Source organism: Micromonospora sp. A202 (assembly GCF_006715105.1).
GTDB classification, from domain to species: Bacteria; Actinomycetota; Actinomycetes; order Mycobacteriales; family Micromonosporaceae; genus Micromonospora; species Micromonospora zamorensis.
Genome location: NZ_VFMP01000001.1, coordinates 2,698,233 through 2,713,941, shown reverse-complemented (window position 1 = coordinate 2,713,941; position 15,709 = coordinate 2,698,233). Strand labels below are relative to the sequence as shown.

Sequence of the window (15,709 nt, the reverse complement as noted above, 5' to 3'; positions counted from 1 at the left end):
CAGTCATCAGTCGTTTTCGCGTCATGCCCGCCGCGCGTGCCCGCCGGCATGACTCCGAAGCGACGACCGTCGACACATCGGCGCAGGTGATAAAGGCGTGGAGCCGGCGACACGGTGGGCCTATGGTGGCGCGGTGCTGATCAGACGCGAGACGGACGCCGACGCCGACGCCATTCGGGCGGTTCACTCCGCCGCCTTCGCCAGGACCGACGGCGCTGGCGTACCGGTCGAGGCGACACTGGTCGACGCGCTGCGCGCTGACGAGGGTTGGCTGCCCGCGTACTCGTTGGTGGCGACCGATCCGGACGGCCAGGTGGTGGGGCACGTGGTGGCCACCCGCGGCCGGGTGGCCGGCGAGCCGGTGGCGCTCGGGCTGGGGCCGCTCGGTGTGCTGCCCGACTGGCAGCGCCGTGGGGTGGGCCACGCGTTGATGCACGCGGTGCTCGGCGCGGCCGACGCGCGGGACGAGCCGCTCGTGGTGCTGCTCGGGCACCCTGACTACTACCCACGCTTCGGGTTCCGGCCCGCCGTCGAGCTGGGCGTCACCCCGCCGCAGCCGTGGGGGCCGCAGTATTTCCAGGCCCGGCCGCTGACCGCGTGGCGGGAGTCGATCCGCGGTGAATTCCGCTACGCCGGCCCGTTCGACGACCTGTGAACCAGCCCCGGATCCGCCGGCGGCGCGCCACCGACCTGGACGGCTGCGTCGCGGGGCTCGCCGAGGTTCACCGGGTCGACAGGTACCCGCTGAACTGGCCCGCCGACCCGCACCGCTGGCTGCGCGAGCCGCACCCGGCGCGCGCCTGGGTGGCGGTCGACGCCGACGGGGCCGTCGTGGGGCATGTCGCGGTGCATCGGATCCCCGACCCGGTGGGCGGGCCGCCGGCCCGGCCGACGGCCGAGGTGGCTCGCCTCTTCGTGGTGCCGTCCGCCCGAGGGTTGGCGCTGGGCAGCGCGCTGCTGGACCGGGCCCGGCAGTGGGCGAGCAGACGCGGTACGGACCTGGTGCTGGAGTTGGCCGCCGGTGGTGCTGCGGCCGCCGCGCTCTACGAGCGCACCGGCTGGCGGCGCGTCGGGACGAGCACGGCACCATGGACCGCCCCGGACGGCAGCCCGGTGTCGCTGCTGCACTACGCGCTGCGCCACTACCCGCCCGGCTCCGATGGCCCACCCGCCAGCACGGCGAGGCGACGGGCGAGGCGGCCGACGGCCTCGCGCAACTCGGGAGGCTCCAGCACCTCCATCTCGTGATCGAGGCGTGCCAGATGCGCGGCGAGCCAGTCCAGGCTCTCGCCGCCGACGACCAGCACGCACCATCCGTCGCGGTCGTCCTCGACCCGCCCGACCTGCGGTGGCACCAACGCCCGCACCCGGTCCGGCTGGGCGTGCACCCGCACGCGGGCGAGATACCGGTACGGCGCCTCGGTCACCGACCGCTGCACGTAGGCGACCGGATCCGGATGCTCGCGCGCTCGGAAGCGCCAGGTCGTCGCGGTCGCCGCGCCCATCCGGTCGAGCCGGAACGTACGCCAGTCGTCGCGGTCGACGTCCCAGGCCATCAGATACCAGCGGCGACCTGTGGTGACCATCCGGATCGGTTCCACCGTCCGTTCGCGGTCCCCACCGTCGCGGCCGGCGTAGGTGAAGCGGACCCGCAGCGCGTCGCGACAGGCCCGCGCCAGGGTCACCAGCAGCTCCGCGTCGATCTCGGCCACGGGGCCCAGGAGCGTCTCCGTGGCGCCGTGCACCGCCCGCACCTCGGCACGCAACCGCGACGGCATCACCTGGTCGAGCTTCGCGAGCGCCCGCAGGGCCGCCTCGCCCGCTCCGGCGATCGTGCCGCCCGAGGCGAGGCGCAGGGAGACCGCCGTCGCGATGGCCTCCTCGTCGTCGAGGAGCAACGGCGGCAGCCGGGTGCCCGCGCCGAGCTGGTAGCCACCGCCGACGCCCGACACCGCCTGCACGGGATAGCCGAGTGTGCGCAGTCGTTGCACGTCGCGGCGGACGCAGCGGTCGGTGACGCCCAGCTCAGCGGCGAGGTCGGCGGCCGTCCAGGATGGTCGCCGCTGGAGCAGCGCCAGCAACCGCAGCACCCGCTCGGTCGTTGCCTCGACGGTCACGCGCCGATCGTCGCACGGATCGCGGAACGATCCTGTCCGCTATTCACGAGAGGCTGGGATCATGACCGACCAGATCACGAGACAGGGAGCTGACATGGCCCGCGACGTCCAGATCACCTTCGACTGCGCCGACCCCGCCGGGTTGGCCGAGTTCTGGGCCGAGGCCCTCGGCTACCAGTTGCAGGGACCGCCCGGAAACTTCGAGTCGTGGGAGCAGGCGCTGGACGCGATGGGGGTCCCGCCGGAGAACCGCAACGACGCCTCAGCGGTGGTCGACCCCGAGGGTGTGCGACCGCGCCTGTTCTTCCAGCGGGTGCCCGAGCCCAAGCAGGTGAAGAATCGCGTACACCTCGATGTGCGGGCCGCTCCCGGGCTCACGGGTGACGAGCGGATGGCGGCGCTGGAGGCGGAGGCGGAACGACTCGCCGCATACGGCGCCACCCGACTCAGTCGCCACGAGCCCGCTCCCCCACTGGGCGCCGGTCACCTCGTCATGGCCGACCCGGAGGGCAACGAGTTCTGCCTCGACTGATCGGACGTTCGCCCAGCTCATTGCAGAGATGGCCACCCGCCATGCGAACATGTGTACGTGTCGCCCGGCGCCAGCATCCTGCACGCCGACCTGGACGCCTTCTACGCGTCGGTCGAGCAGCGTGACGACCCGCGCCTGCGGGGGCGGCCGGTGATCGTCGGGGGCGGCGTGGTCCTCGCGGCCAGTTACGAGGCGAAGGCGCGAGGCGTACGCAGCGCGATGGGTGGTCAGCAGGCGCGCCGCCTCTGTCCGGACGCGATCGTGGTGCCGCCCCGGATGTCGGCGTACACGGCGGCGAGCCGGGCGGTCTTCGAGATCTTCCGGCAGACCACGCCACTGGTCGAGGGGCTCTCCATCGACGAGGCGTTCCTGGACGTCGGTGGCCTGTGGCGGCTGGTCGGGTCGCCGGCCGAGATCGCCGAGCGGCTGCGCCGGGAGGTTCGTGAACGGGTCCACCTGCCGATCACGGTGGGTGTGGCCCGCACGAAGTTCCTGGCGAAGGTGGCCAGCGGGGTGGCGAAGCCGGACGGTCTGCTGGTGGTCGCACCGGACGCCGAGTTGGCGTTCCTGCACCCACTGCCGGTCGAGCGGTTGTGGGGCGTCGGGCCGGTCACCTCAGCGAAGCTGCGGGAACGCCGGATCCGTACGGTCGGTGAGGTGGCCCGGCTCGGTGAGGCCGCCCTGGTGTCGCTGCTCGGCTCGGGCGCCGGCCGGCACCTGCACGCTCTGGCGCACAACCGCGATCCTCGCTCGGTGCAGGTCGGCCGTCGACGCGGTTCGATGGGCGCGCAGCATGCGCTGAGCCGCACGCCGCATGCCCCGGCGGAGCTGGATGCCATCCTCGCCGGCCTGGTCGACCGGGTCAGCCGCCGCATGCGGGCGGCTGGGCGCTCCGGTCGCACCGTGGTGTTGCGGCTGCGCTTCGGCGACTACACCCGGGCCACTCGCTCGCACACCATCGGCAAGGCGACCGCCGACACGACGCCGCTGCTCGCCGCCGCGCGCGCGTTGCTGCGAGCCGCGCTGACCGAGATCGATCGTCGTGGTGTCACCCTGATCGGTGTCTCAGTGGGCAACCTGGACGACAACCCCGTGCAACCGGAGCTGCCGTTTCACCGCGATCCGGGCGCGGAGTTGGACGCTGCGGTGGACGCGGTCCGTGACCGGTTCGGCTCAACGGCGCTGACCCGAGCGGTCCTGCTCGGCCGGGAGCCGGGCGTCGAGATGCCGCTGCTGCCGGATTGACCGATCTGCGTGCGGCGTCCCGGCGAACGCTGCGACCGGAGACACATCACAGCAGGTCGGCGGTTTAACCGGCGGCTGACGGGTGACCCTTGTGGGGTACAGCCTGACAAGGGGGGACCCACAATGTCCGACGACGACACCAGCAACCGGCCGAGTCGCACTGCCGAGCGGCCGCACGACGTGACAGACCCGCTGCTCTGGCAACTGGCGATCGACGTGCTGAGCGCCCACGAGCCGGACGACGAGGGTCGGTGCCGCAACCTTCAGTGCGCCGGGCAGTCCTGGCCGTGCGCGGCCCGCGCCGGCGCGGAGCAGTCGATGCGACTGGCCCGCAGCACACCCGCCCCGGGCGAGGTGACCATCGACGGCGGCGACAACGAGGAGGGCGGCACGGGCTGGTCCGGGGAGGGCAGCGCACCGGCGCCCCGCTGGGGCTGGAACGCCGGCCCGGTCGCGTCGCACCGAGGGTCGAAGGCATCCGCCTCCGCGGCGTGACGGCTTCCCCCCGGGGTACGGGCGCTCGGGCTGATCCGCACCACACGTACGAACGCTCGGCCGGTGACCCGGCCGAGCGTTCGTGTGTCATCCCTCAGAGGCTGAGCCGCTGACCCGGGAAGACCGTCAGAGGCTGAGCCGCTGACCCGGGAAGATCAGGCCCGGGTCGGCCCCGATCAGCTGCTGGTTGTGCTCGTAGAGCGCCTGCCAACCGCCGGCCACCCGGTGGCTGTCGGCGATCTCCGACAGGGTGTCGCCCGGCTTGACCAGGTACGTCTGGCCGCCCGTGGTCGGCGCGGTGCGCTCGTGGTTGCGGGTCGCCGGCTGCTCCCGCCGCGAGGGCCGCTCCTGCTGCTCGGTGGGCTTCGCCGTGGACTTCGCGGTGGGCTTCTGCGTGGACTTCGTCGACGGCTTCGTGGCGGAGCCGCCGGACGAACCGCCCTTTTTGCCGCAGGTCGGCCACGCGCCGATGCCCTGCCCGTCGAGCACCTTCTCGGCGATGGCGATCTGCTCGCCGCGGCTGGCCAGGTCGGCGCGGGCGGCGTACTTCTTGCCGCCGTAGCCGGCCCAGGTGCTCTGGGAGAACTGCAGGCCACCGTAGTAGCCGTTGCCGGTGTTGATCTTCCAGTTACCGCCGGACTCGCACTTGGCGATCGCGTCCCAGTTGACCGCGGCCTGCGCGGGGGCGGCCGGGCCGAAGAGGGCCACAGCACCGGTGACCGCACCGACGGCCAGGGTGCCGACGGCGAGACGGCGGGTGGTGACCCGTCGGTGACGGGGCGTGTAGACAGACGTCATGTGAACTTCCTCCACGCCGGCGAGGTGAGCTGTCGGGTTCGGGCCGAGGAGCCCGGCCGCACGATCGCGGCTTCACCCCGAGGTGACGTGCACCGAGGAACGTTTGGGTCCCCCGCTCCTGCCCGGGTGACTGGGTTCCACCGACCGGGGGCAGGATTTGGCGTTGCCGGCCGTGGTGTCCGCAGTGGCGAACCCGACCGACGTTAGGCACGGTCGGTGACGATCGCCCAACCCCTGTGAAGTTCTTCACCGGGGCACGCGGGGCGTCACCCGCAGCGGTTGCGGGCGGCCGGTCGGTGTGCAGTGACCACCGTGGACCGTTGCGGATCAGATGCGGTGACGGAGCCAGAGCACGATGCGCCGCAGCAGCTCGACGTGCCCCGGCGACTCGTACGACCGGGCGTCGTGACCGAGTGCGTTGTAGACGATCCGGCTGCTCCCGGCCGTGCGCGCCCAGACGAGCGGGTGGGTGTCGCCGCCCTCGTCGTGGACGTAGAGAGTCTCGACGTCGACGCCGTCGAGCAACTCCAGGTCGGTGTAGCGCTCGTCGTGCACCTCGAAGTCCACGAGACCGGTAGTGATCGGGTGCTCGATGTCGGTGCGTCGGATGAGGCTGGTTCCGATCGGCGGGTGGAAGGTCCGACCGTGGTCCCAGGCGGCGCCGACCGTGGACCGCCAGGTCGCGAGCTGGGGAAACGCGATCGTCGCGCTGTGCGTGGCGAGCAGGCTGCCGCCACGGGCCAGGAAGGCGTCGAGGACGCGGCCGAACTCCTCGTCCTGCGGGATCGGGGTCGTGCGGTCGGCGCTGGCGTTCACTACCAGGAGGCGGGCACCGTCGAGTGCGGCCGCGAGTTGGTCGACGGTGGTCACGATCGCCACCGGGCCCGCGTCGCCGACGAGCTGGGCGATCGCCGCGCTGGTCTCGGCCAACGGGTGCCAGGGATCGGCGTGCCGGCCCTCCCCGCTGAAGATCACTGTTTCGACCGGCATGACCGTGCTCCGCTCTTCATTTGGAAGATTTTCGAAATCACGAAACCAAAGCTAGCATGGCGTCCATGAGAGCCCTGCATCATCCCGATCTCGCCTCGGTCGACCTCGCCACCGTGCTCGGCGCCCTCGCCGACCCGGTGCGCCTGAGTGTCGTACGACAGTTGGCGCAGGCCGGTGGGGTCGTCTGCGGGAAGTTCGACGCGTTGTCCGAGGTGAGCATGTCCACGCTGTCGCATCACCTGAAGGTGCTGCGGGCAGCCGGCGTCCTCCGTGTCACGCCCAACGGCAGCTTCCGGAGACACGAACTGCGTGCGGACGACATCAATGACCGGTTTCCCGGGCTCCTTCCCGCGGTCATCGCCAACCTCGAGCTGACAGAACGAGTGGGAGTTCCCGCATGAGCGACACCAAACCGGCCGGGCAGAGCGGGCCGCGCACACTGGGCCTGTCCGCCGACGAGGTCCTGAGCACGACCCGCGCCGTCCGCAAGCGTCTCGACCTGGGACGCCCGGTCCCCCGTGACGTGATCGAGGACTGCCTGCGCATCGCGCTTCAGGCCCCCAGCGGCCGCAACAGGCAACGCTGGGACTTCATCTTCGTCGAGGATCCGCAGACCCGGGCCGCCGTCGCCCGACTGTGGCGACTCGGGCTGATGGCATCGCCACCCGCGTCGGGCGGCACCGGGCCGGCCTTCAGCCGGATGGACTTCGCCTCCGAGCAGTGGGGCCGGATCGCCGGCAGCCTGCAACACCTGGCGGACCACCTGCACGAGGTGCCGCTGCTGCTCATCCCCTGCCTGCGGGTCGAGTCCCGCGCCGAGCTGGCCAGCGTGCGCGGGCAGGCCGGGGCCTGGGGTTCGGTCATCCCGGCGTTCTGGAGCTTCATGCTGGCCGCCCGGGAACGCGGGCTCGGCACCGCGTGGACCACGAGCCATCTCAGCTACGAAAGGGAGATGGCAGACCTGCTCGGCATCCCCTACGACACCGTCGTGCAGGTGGCGCTCACGCCGGTGGCGTACACCCTGGGCACCGACTTCAAGCCCGGTCCGCGGGCCGACGCGGACGGGTTCGCCCACTGGAACCGCTGGTAGCCGGCCACCGCCGGCGGCGGGCCACCCGGTAACCCGGGAAGCCCGCCGCTTGACGGGTACGCCAGCTATAGGGTGCGCGCCAGCCGGTCGGCGAGCGTCCGGGTGAAGCGGGCCGGGTCGGTCAGCTCACCGCCCTCGGCGAGCACCGCCAGGCCGTAGAGCAGCTCGGCGGTCTCGGTCAGGGCCGCCTGGTCGCTGCCCTGCTCGTGGGCCTTGCGCAGCCCGGACACCAGCGGGTGACCGGGGTTGATCTCCAGGATCCGCTTGGTCGGGGGAACCTCGTGCCCCATCGCCCGGTACATCTTCTCCAGGGTCGGCGTGAGGTCGTGGGCGTCGCCGACGACGCAGGCCGGCGAGGTGGTCAGTCGCGACGACAGACGCACCTCCCGGACGCTGTCGGTCAGGGTGGCGCCCAGCCAGTCGAGCAGGGCGGCGAACTCCTGCCGCTGCTGCTCGCGCTCGGCCTCGGCCTGCTGCTTCTCCTCGTCGGTGTCCAGGTCGATCTCGCCCTTGGCGATGGACCGCAGCGGCCGACCGTCGTACGCGCCGACCCGCTCGACCCACACCTCGTCGACCTGGTCGGTGAGCAGCAGCACCTCGTGACCCTTGGCCCGGAACGCCTCCAGGTGCGGCGAGTTCTCGATGGCGGCCCGGGACTCGCCGGTGGCGTACCAGATGTCGCTCTGGCCGTCCTTCATCCGTGAGACGTAGCCGGCCAGGTCGGTAGGCTCGGCGGGGTCGTGGGTGGAGGCGACCGACAGGAGGTCCAGCAGGGTGTCGCGGTTGTCGGTGTCGTCGATCAGCCCTTCCTTGACCACCGCGCCGAACTCGGTCCAGAAGGTGCGGTACCGCTCGGCGTGGTTGGCCTTGAGGTCCTTGACCGTGGCGAGGATCTTCTTCACCAGGCGACGGCGGACGATCTGGATCTGCCGGTCCTGCTGGAGGATCTCGCGGGAGATGTTCAGCGACAGGTCGTGCGCGTCGACCACGCCCTTGACGAAGCGCAGGTAGGTCGGGACCAGCGCCTCGCAGTCCTCCATGATGAAGACGCGCTTGACGTAGAGCTGGACACCGCGGCGGCCCTGCGGGGAGAACAGGTCGAGCGGGGCGTGGCTGGGCAGGAACAGCAGCGCCTCGTACTCGAAGGTGCCCTCGCCCTTCATGTGCACGACCTCGAGCGGGTCGGCCCAGTCGTGGCTGACGTGCTTGTAGAACTCGTTGTACTCGGCGGCGTCGACCTCGTCGCGGGGTCGAGCCCAGAGTGCCTTCATCGAGTTGAGGGTCTGCACCTCGCTGGTGGCGGCCTCGCCGTCGGCGCCGGGCCGCTCGACGCTCATCCGGATCGGCCAGGCGATGAAGTCGGAGTATCGCTTGACGATCTCCCGGACGGTCCACTCGGCGGTGTAGTCGTGCAGGTTGTCCTCGGTGTCGACCGGCTTGAGGTGCAGGGTCACCGTGGTGCCCTGCGGCGCCTCGTCGACCGACTCGATCGAGTAGGTGCCCTCGCCGGTGGACTCCCAGCGGGTGCCGCCGGTCTCGCCGGCCTTGCGGGTCAGCAGGGTGACCCGGTCGGCGACCATGAACGCCGCGTAGAAGCCGACGCCGAACTGGCCGATCAGGTCCTGCGAGGCGTGGGCGTCGGCGGATTCGCGCAGCTTGCGCAGCAGCTCGGCGGTGCCCGACTTGGCGATGGTGCCGATCAGCTGGACGACCTCGTCGCGGGTCATCCCGATGCCGTTGTCCCGCACGGCGAGGGTGCGGGCGTCCCGGTCGACCTCGAGGGCGACGTGCAGGTCGTCGGTGTCGGCGACGAGGTCCTTGTCGACAAGCGTGGCCAGTCGCAGCTTGTCCAGGGCGTCGGACGCGTTCGAGATGAGTTCCCGCAGGAAGACGTCCTTGTTCGAATAGATCGAGTGGACCACCAACTGGAGGAGCTGACGCGCCTCGGCCTGGAATTCCAACGTTTCGGCCTGGTTGCTCACACCGTCTCCCATCTCGGCTCGTGCGGAGGTTCGCGGAAAGGATACGAGCCGTCACCGGCAGGGTTGTGGCCGCCTCGGGGTCGCATTCCCGATTCAGGGGGGGGCACCGTCGTGACGTAGCTGACTTTGGTAAACGTAAGTCAGGTCGGATAGCGTGACGGCCATGAAGATCGCTGGAAGCACCGCTCTCGTCACCGGCGCCAACCGTGGCCTCGGCCGACACCTGGCCGCTGAACTCCTCGCCCGGGGCGCCACCGTCTACGCCGGCGCCCGCAACCCCGACAGCGTCGACCTGCCCGGCGTGACACCGGTCCGCCTCGACATCACCGACCCCGCCTCGGTGGCCGCAGCCGCCGAGCTGGCGGGGAACGTGAACCTGCTGATCAACAACGCCGGCATCGACACCCGGACCGATCTGCTCGACGGCGACCTGGACCTCGTCCGGCTGGAGCTGGAGACCCACTACATCGGCACCCTCTCGACGGTCCGGGCGTTCGCGCCGGTCATCGCCGGCAACGGCGGCGGAACGATCCTCAACGTGCTCTCCGTGCTGTCCTGGTTCGGCTTGCCGATCCACGGGGCCTACAGCGCCGCCAAGTCCGCCGAGTGGTCGATGACCAACGTCCTGCGCGTCCAGCTCGCCGAGCGGGGCATCCGGGTCTCCGGCCTGCACGTCGGCTACCTGGACACCGACATGGCCGCCGACGTCACCGGCCCGAAACTGGACCCGGCGACGATCGCCCGCATCGGGGTGGACGGCATCGAGGCCGACGCGTACGAGATCCTCGCCGACGACCTCAGCCGCCAGGTGCAGGCCGGGCTGGCCGGCGGCGTCGCCGCGCTCTACCCGCAGCTCCCCTGACCCACGTCGCGACGAGCCGCCGCCGGGAAGCCCCGGCGGCGGCTCGCTTCTGCGGGTACGCGGTCAGCTCGCCTGCAACGTCACGTCGTCGATCACGAAGCTGGTCTGCAACGATGAGTCCTCGGTGCCGGTGAACGTGAGCGTCACCGTCTGCCCGGCGTACGCGGCAACGTTGAGCGTGCGCTGGACGTAGCTGGTGGAGGCGTTGAGGTTCGAGTACGTCGCCAGCGTGGTCGAGCCCATCCGCACGGTCAGCTTGTCGTACGCCGTGGACGTGGTCGTCTCGGCGGTGTCGATGCGAGTCCAGAACGACAGCGTGTAGCTGGCGCAGCCGGCGGGCACTGTCACCGACTGGGACAGGGTCTCGGTGCGGGTGCTGCCGTACCCGTTGAGCCACGCCTTGTATGACCCTGTCCGGGCCGGCTTGCTGCTGGAGTTGGTGATAACGCCGGAGGACGCCGTCCACACTGTGGCGCCGCTCTCGAAGCCGCCGTTGCCGATCACCTGGGTGGCCGCGCAGCCGCCGGTGCCGGTCACGGTGAGAGTGAGGGTGGCGCTGCGGGTGACCGAGCCGGTGCCGTTGACCGTCACTGTGAAGGTGCCGGTCGCGGCGCTTGACGACGCGGTGAGGGTCATCGTCGACGAGCCGCCGGAGGTCACCGAGGACGGGCTGAACGAGACGCTCACCCCGCTGGGCGCGCCGGAGGCGGAGAGGCTGACCGACTGCGCCGAGCCGGCCGTGGTGGCGGTGGAGACCGTGGCGGTGGTGCTGGCGCCCCGCGCGACGGTGCGCGTCGTGGGGCTGACCGCGACGGAGAAGTCGTTGGTGGGGGTGCCGCCGCCCACGGCGAGCTGCCACAGCGCGTACGCGACACCGTCGGCCGCCCTGTTCAGCACCGTCGCGCTGACGTTGGCCGTGGTGTCACAGGCGCGGTGGTAGCAGGGGTCGTACGCCGAGTTGGCGGTGCCGCCCCACTTGGCCGCCTGGGAGCTGGTCTTGCGGGCGCTGGCCCCGGCGGCGTAGCCCGAGGTGGGGATGCCGGCCTGCTGGAAGTAGTAGTCGTCGGATCGGCCCTGGCCCTCGACGTTCTCCTCCGGCGCAAGGCCCAACGAGTCCCAGTACGCCTTCAGCGGCGCCGCCGTGGTCGAGGTGACCCGGTTGATGAAGTAGCCGCCGTTGACCGAGCCGACCATGTCGAAGTTGTAGTAGCCCTTGATGTAGCCGCGCTGGGTGGTGTTGAGCGAGTTGACGTAGAACCGGGAGCCGTTGAGCCCCTGCTCCTCGTCGGTCCACCAGGCGAACCGGACCTTCTTCGTCATGGTCGGGTTCTGCGCGGCCAGCACCAGCGCGTTCTCCAGCAGGGTGGACGAGCCGGTGGCGTTGTCGTTGATGCCGGGGCCGGCCGAGACGCCGTCGAGGTGGGCGCCGAACATGACCACCTGGTCGGTCGGGCCGCCGGGCCACTCGGCGATCAGGTTGTTCGAGGGGTACGTGCAGCTGGAGCAGTACTGCTCGCTGACGGTGTAGCCGGCCGACTGGAGCCTGGTCTTGACGTACGTGAGCGAGGCGGTGTAGCCGGCCGAGCCGGCCCTGCGGTTACCGCCGTTGCTGGTGGCGATGCTGTTGAACTGGGTGAGGTGGGCCTGGACGTTGCTGACGGAGATGTCCGGTGCTGCCAACGCGGCGGCGGTCGCGGCGATCGGCCGGGCCTCCGTCATCGTGGTCATGGGCGACGCGGCTACCGGCTGGGCAGCCAGCGTCACCGTCATTCCGGCGAACACGGCAAGCGCGATTCCCGCGCTCAGCGTTCTGCCTCTCATGGGGGCTCCTCGGGGGTTGGAGAGATACCCGAGACACTTACAGATGTCGATCCTTTGAGCATCGGTCGTTCGTCCCGAACCGTCGCCGCTTCGACGGTGGGTACCGGCGGCGGCACAGGTGAGTAGAGGTGCCAGGATGGGTAGGTAACGCCAGCAGGGGTCGTCGGGCCCGGAACGGGGGCTAGCGATGGGGCCGGGTCGAGCGTGACACGACCCAGCATCGACCTGTTCAGCGGCGGCGGAGACACCGGTCGGCTGATGGCGGAGCTGGACTGGGCCCGTACGCCACTGGGTCCGGTCAGCGGATGGCCACAGAGCCTGCGCGCCGCAGTCCGGCTCGTGCTCTCCTCCCGGTACCCCATGCTGCTGCTCTGGGGCGACGACTTCTCCCAGCTCTACAACGACGCGTACTCCACGTTGATCGGCGACAAGCACCCCGCCGCGCTCGGCAACGACGTGCGGGTGACCCTGGCCGAGGGCTGGAACGTGCTCGCCCCGCTGATCGAGCAGGCCATGGCGACCGGGGTGGCCAGCTGGGTCCCCGCGCTGCAACTGCTGCTGGAGCGGGCCGGCTACCGCGAGGAGGCGTACTTCAGCGTCTCGCACGCGCCGGCCCGCGACGACGAGGGCCGCACCGTCGGGGTGTTCACCGTCTGCAGCGAGGTCACCGAGCAGGTGGTCGGCGAACGCCGTCTGCGCCTGCTGCGCGACCTGTCCGTTCTCGGCGACGGGCGCACCGTCGACGTGGACGCCACCGCCGCCCGGCTGATCGACACGATCGACAGCCACCCGCTGGACGTGCCGTTCGCCGCCATCTACCTGCGCGACGGCACCGTGCTGCGGCGGCTCGCCTGCACCGGCGGCGACCAGGGACACGAGGGGGCACTCCCGGACACCGTCGGGCTGGCCGACCCCGGCCCGGTCGCATATGCCTGGGGGCTGCCGGACGCCGCCGAGGGCCGCCCGACCCAGGTGACCGAGGTCGCCGACCGGCTGCCAGTGCCCGCCGGCCCGTGGGGCGACCCGGTCCGCACCGCGCTGGCGCTGCCACTGCCCTCCGGCGACGAGGACCAGCCGCTCGGTGTCCTGCTGGCGGGGGTCAGCCCCAGCCAAGGGCTCGACGAGGCGTACCGGTCCTTCAACCAGCTGCTGGCGCAGCAGATCTCCGTGGCGCTGCGCAACGCCCAGGAGTACGAGGATGAGCGGCGCCGGGTCGAGGCGTTGGCCGAACTGGACCGGGTCAAGACCGACTTCTTCGCCAACGTCAGCCACGAGTTCCGCACCCCGTTGACCCTCATGCTCGGCCCACTGGCCGACGCCCTCACCGACGCCACAGCGCCCCTGGCCCCCGTGCAGCGGGAGCGGGTGGAGACCGCGTGGCGCAACGCCACCCGACTGTTGACGCTGGTCAACAGCCTCCTCACCTTCAGCAGCCTGGAGGCCGGGCGGGCCCGCAGCGAGGCCCGCGCGGTCGACCTGTCCGCGCTCACCACCGAGCTGGCCGGCGTGTTCCGGGCCGCCGTCGAGCGGGCCGGGCTGACCCTGGAGGTGGCCTGCCCACCGCTGCCACGGCCGGTCACCATCGACCCGGTCAACTGGGAACGCATCGTCACCAACCTGCTCTCCAACGCTCTGAAATACACGTTCATCGGCCGGATCCGGGTCACCCTGGACACCGACGACGAGGAGGTACGCCTCACCGTCGCCGACACCGGCATCGGCATCGGCGACCAGGACCTGCCGAAACTCTTCGAACGCTTCCACCGGGTGCGGGGCGCCCGCTCACGCAGCCACGAGGGCACCGGCATCGGCCTGGCCCTGGTGCACGAGTTGGCCCGGCTGGAGGGCGGCGAGGTCCGGGTGGCCAGCCGGGTGGGCGTCGGCAGCACCTTCACCGTGGCGCTTCCCTGGTCGGCGGCGCGCCGAACGGCGTTGACCGGGCCGCCGGTTAACGGGCGGGGCGACGCCGCCCGCGCCGCTGTCGAGGAGGCGATGGGTTGGCTCGCCGAACCGGACGGCAGTGTGACGGAGCCCGACCGTACGATCGGCCCGGCGGTGGACGAGCTGGCCGGGTCCCGGATCCTGGTCGCCGACGACAACAGCGACATGCGGGCGTACCTCACCCGGCTGCTCACCGGGCAGGGCTGGCGGGTACGGGCCGTCACGGACGGCCGGCAGGCCCTCGACGAGATCCACCGGGAGCGGCCAGACCTGGTCCTGACCGACGTGATGATGCCGGTGATGGACGGCTTCGACCTGCTGCGCAGGCTGCGCGCGGACTCGGCGACCCGGGCACTGCCGGTGCTGGTGCTCTCGGCCCGTGCCGGCGGTGAGGCCAGCGTGGAGGGCCTGAGCCTGGGCGCCGACGACTACCTGGTGAAGCCGTTCGCCGCGACCGAGCTGATCGCGCGGATCCGCGCGGCCATCCGGCGAGCCCGCGACCGCATCGCCGCCAATCCAGCGACGGTCGACGCCGCATCGGCGACGACGCGACCAGCCGAGGTCGCCGCCACCGCACCGGCTTCGGCGGTCGAACCCGTCGGCGACACGTCAGTGGTGCCGGCGGCTCCGGCCGACCGGAACGGGCTGGGCGACGGGCTCGGCGACGTCCTGGACGTCAGGTGGGCGTACCCGTCCGCACCCACCTCGGCCGCGATGATGCGTCGGGACGTCCGGCGGACGCTCGGCGACCTCGACGTCGACCCGGACGTGCTGGAGGATCTGCTGCTCGCCGCGTCCGAGGCGATGAACAACGCCGTCGAGCACGCGCAGCGACCCAGCCGTCCGGAGGTGCGGGTGCGCGTCCAGGTAGGTGTCGGCCTGGTCCGGATCTCGGTGCGGGACTTCGGCACCTGGCGGGACCGGCGACCGGCGATGGACCGGGGACGCGGCGCGCTGCTGATGAACGCGTACGGCGACGTGCGGCTGGTCTCCACCCTCGAGGGGACGACGGTGACCATCGAGCGCCGGTTGGCCGACCCGGCCTGAGCGACCAGCCGGCACGGTGTCAGAGTCGGCGGCCGTGGTGCCTACTCGGCGCAGCGAGGCCGGTGGGCGCGCCTCATCAAGTGGGGCGGCCGCGCTCCTGGGCGAGCCGCTCGTCCAGCCGGCCCAGCTCGTAGATCGCGTTGAGGCTGGTCGGCAACCGGCTGACATTGTCCGGCACGGGTCCAGGATCCGGCGCGGGTGCGGGATCGGGCGCGGGTGCGAGATCCGGCGCGGGTGCGGCGGCGGGGGCCGACGGACGACGGCGCAGGAGCCACACGGCCAACACGACCATGGCAGCCAGGACCGGCACGTAGGACACCGGCGGCCACCTGTCGCGGGCGGGGCTGGCGAGCGACGGCGGGGTGACCGGAGCGGGAGGGGCACCGTCACGGCGGGGCACGGTTGCCTCCCGGGTGCCGGTGACCTCGCCACCGGCGGGGCGAGCCGGTGCGACCGGAGCGGCCGGGACCTGGACCGCGGCCGACGACCCCGCGGGCGTGGGGGCCGCGGTTGGCCGCACCGGGCTGGGCTGGTCAGTGACCGCCGTCGGGCTCGGCGTGAGGGGCGCGGTTGGCGCCGTGCTCGGCGGGTCGCCGCCATCGAGGAGGTCGTCGACGATCCGGCCGACGCCACCGAGGAGGTCAGCGACCGGACCTGAGGTGGCCGACGGGGACGGCGTGGGCGCGAGAGCGAGGGTCAGCGCGAGGGCGACGAGGGCAGGCATGGGTCCACCTCGGATGTGTCGAGATGCCACGCACCGTATCCCATGGGCGACTGCGCGGGATGACC

Annotated in this window: 15 protein-coding genes and 1 riboswitch; of the genes, 9 read left to right on the top strand and 6 right to left on the bottom strand. The window is 71.6% G+C overall.

Translation table 11 applies throughout. The features are described from left to right. The first annotated feature begins 133 nt into the window (after positions 1–133). Both FBZ33_RS12510 and FBZ33_RS12505 read left to right on the top strand, forming a co-directional pair. Positions 134–655 (top strand): GNAT family N-acetyltransferase, encoded by a 522-nt coding sequence (locus FBZ33_RS12510; RefSeq protein WP_141909165.1) that lies wholly within the window; start codon positions 134–136, stop codon positions 653–655. Further along, positions 652–1,248, top strand: coding sequence for a GNAT family N-acetyltransferase (locus FBZ33_RS12505; RefSeq protein ID WP_141909164.1), 597 nt, complete (start codon positions 652–654; stop codon positions 1,246–1,248). Before FBZ33_RS12510 ends, FBZ33_RS12505 begins: the two co-directional genes overlap by 4 nt. Here FBZ33_RS12505 and FBZ33_RS12500 read toward each other — a convergent pair. After that, the gene (locus tag FBZ33_RS12500; RefSeq protein ID WP_141909163.1) at positions 1,143–2,117 is read right to left on the bottom strand and encodes a YafY family protein; all 975 of its coding nucleotides are present in this window, start codon (positions 2,115–2,117) and stop codon (positions 1,143–1,145) included. The genes FBZ33_RS12505 and FBZ33_RS12500 overlap by 106 nt on opposite strands. Positions 2,118–2,211: 94 nt before the next feature. Here FBZ33_RS12500 and FBZ33_RS12495 point away from each other — a divergent pair, with 94 nt between their 5' ends. The 3 genes from FBZ33_RS12495 (at position 2,212) to FBZ33_RS12485 (ending at position 4,389) form a co-directional block, all read left to right on the top strand. Continuing rightward, entirely contained in the window at positions 2,212–2,649 is a 438-nt protein-coding gene (locus FBZ33_RS12495) for a VOC family protein (protein WP_141909162.1), read from the top strand. A 57-nt stretch (positions 2,650–2,706) separates the two neighbouring features. Further along, entirely contained in the window at positions 2,707–3,894 is a 1,188-nt protein-coding gene (gene dinB / locus FBZ33_RS12490) for a DNA polymerase IV (RefSeq protein ID WP_099857385.1), read from the top strand. Positions 3,895–4,017: 123 nt separating this feature from the next. After that, on the top strand, positions 4,018–4,389 hold the full coding sequence (locus FBZ33_RS12485) for a hypothetical protein (RefSeq protein WP_141909161.1): 372 nt from the start codon (positions 4,018–4,020) through the stop codon (positions 4,387–4,389). Positions 4,390–4,515: 126 nt separating this feature from the next. Here FBZ33_RS12485 and FBZ33_RS12480 read toward each other — a convergent pair whose 3' ends face one another. Continuing rightward, the gene (locus FBZ33_RS12480) at positions 4,516–5,187 is read right to left on the bottom strand and encodes a transglycosylase family protein (protein ID WP_141909160.1); all 672 of its coding nucleotides are present in this window, start codon (positions 5,185–5,187) and stop codon (positions 4,516–4,518) included. Further along, positions 5,188–5,360, bottom strand: a riboswitch (cyclic di-AMP (ydaO/yuaA leader). It abuts the gene before it with no gap. A 154-nt stretch (positions 5,361–5,514) separates the two neighbouring features. Then, on the bottom strand, positions 5,515–6,177 hold the full coding sequence (locus tag FBZ33_RS12475) for a ThuA domain-containing protein (RefSeq protein WP_141909159.1): 663 nt from the start codon (positions 6,175–6,177) through the stop codon (positions 5,515–5,517). Between the two features lie 65 nt (positions 6,178–6,242). Here FBZ33_RS12475 and FBZ33_RS12470 point away from each other — a divergent pair, with 65 nt between their 5' ends. Both FBZ33_RS12470 and FBZ33_RS12465 read left to right on the top strand, forming a co-directional pair. Beyond that, positions 6,243–6,578, top strand: coding sequence for a helix-turn-helix transcriptional regulator (locus tag FBZ33_RS12470; RefSeq protein WP_141909158.1), 336 nt, complete (start codon positions 6,243–6,245; stop codon positions 6,576–6,578). Beyond that, the gene (locus tag FBZ33_RS12465) at positions 6,575–7,267 is read left to right on the top strand and encodes a nitroreductase family protein (RefSeq protein WP_141909157.1); all 693 of its coding nucleotides are present in this window, start codon (positions 6,575–6,577) and stop codon (positions 7,265–7,267) included. Before FBZ33_RS12470 ends, FBZ33_RS12465 begins: the two co-directional genes overlap by 4 nt. A 65-nt stretch (positions 7,268–7,332) precedes the next feature. Here the strand turns inward: FBZ33_RS12465 and htpG are convergent, their stop codons facing one another. Beyond that, a complete protein-coding gene (htpG, locus tag FBZ33_RS12460) occupies positions 7,333–9,261 on the bottom strand; it encodes a molecular chaperone HtpG (RefSeq protein WP_141909156.1) in 1,929 nt (642 codons plus the stop codon). 151 nt (positions 9,262–9,412) lie between these two features. Between htpG and FBZ33_RS12455 the strand changes: the two genes are divergently transcribed. Beyond that, positions 9,413–10,111 carry an SDR family oxidoreductase gene (locus tag FBZ33_RS12455; protein WP_088947890.1) on the top strand — a complete coding sequence of 233 codons (699 nt, stop codon included), beginning with the start codon at positions 9,413–9,415 and terminating at the stop codon, positions 10,109–10,111. 63 nt (positions 10,112–10,174) lie between these two features. On the opposite strand, the gene FBZ33_RS12450 is transcribed toward FBZ33_RS12455, so the two are convergent. Beyond that, positions 10,175–11,932 (bottom strand): M28 family peptidase, encoded by a 1,758-nt coding sequence (locus FBZ33_RS12450; protein ID WP_141909155.1) that lies wholly within the window; start codon positions 11,930–11,932, stop codon positions 10,175–10,177. Between the two features lie 204 nt (positions 11,933–12,136). Between FBZ33_RS12450 and FBZ33_RS12445 the strand changes: the two genes are divergently transcribed. Continuing rightward, positions 12,137–14,920 (top strand): ATP-binding protein, encoded by a 2,784-nt coding sequence (locus tag FBZ33_RS12445; RefSeq protein WP_141909154.1) that lies wholly within the window; start codon positions 12,137–12,139, stop codon positions 14,918–14,920. Between the two features lie 76 nt (positions 14,921–14,996). Here the strand turns inward: FBZ33_RS12445 and FBZ33_RS32740 are convergent, their stop codons facing one another. Beyond that, positions 14,997–15,644, bottom strand: coding sequence for a hypothetical protein (locus tag FBZ33_RS32740; RefSeq protein WP_185755282.1), 648 nt, complete (start codon positions 15,642–15,644; stop codon positions 14,997–14,999). Positions 15,645–15,709: the final 65 nt, after the last annotated feature.

Bases quoted from the DNA above. Each gene is read 5' to 3' on its own strand.
- FBZ33_RS12465 (WP_141909157.1), top strand. From the start codon at position 6,575: ATGAGCGACACCAAACCGGCCGGGCAGAGCGGGCCGCGCACACTGGGC.
- FBZ33_RS12450 (WP_141909155.1), bottom strand. From the start codon at position 11,932: ATGAGAGGCAGAACGCTGAGCGCGGGAATCGCGCTTGCCGTGTTCGCC.
- FBZ33_RS32740 (WP_185755282.1), bottom strand. From the start codon at position 15,644: ATGCCTGCCCTCGTCGCCCTCGCGCTGACCCTCGCTCTCGCGCCCACG.
- htpG (WP_141909156.1), bottom strand. From the start codon at position 9,261: ATGGGAGACGGTGTGAGCAACCAGGCCGAAACGTTGGAATTCCAGGCC.
- FBZ33_RS12475 (WP_141909159.1), bottom strand. From the start codon at position 6,177: ATGCCGGTCGAAACAGTGATCTTCAGCGGGGAGGGCCGGCACGCCGAT.
- FBZ33_RS12455 (WP_088947890.1), top strand. From the start codon at position 9,413: ATGAAGATCGCTGGAAGCACCGCTCTCGTCACCGGCGCCAACCGTGGC.
- FBZ33_RS12470 (WP_141909158.1), top strand. From the start codon at position 6,243: ATGAGAGCCCTGCATCATCCCGATCTCGCCTCGGTCGACCTCGCCACC.
- FBZ33_RS12480 (WP_141909160.1), bottom strand. From the start codon at position 5,187: ATGACGTCTGTCTACACGCCCCGTCACCGACGGGTCACCACCCGCCGT.
- FBZ33_RS12495 (WP_141909162.1), top strand. From the start codon at position 2,212: ATGGCCCGCGACGTCCAGATCACCTTCGACTGCGCCGACCCCGCCGGG.
- FBZ33_RS12485 (WP_141909161.1), top strand. From the start codon at position 4,018: ATGTCCGACGACGACACCAGCAACCGGCCGAGTCGCACTGCCGAGCGG.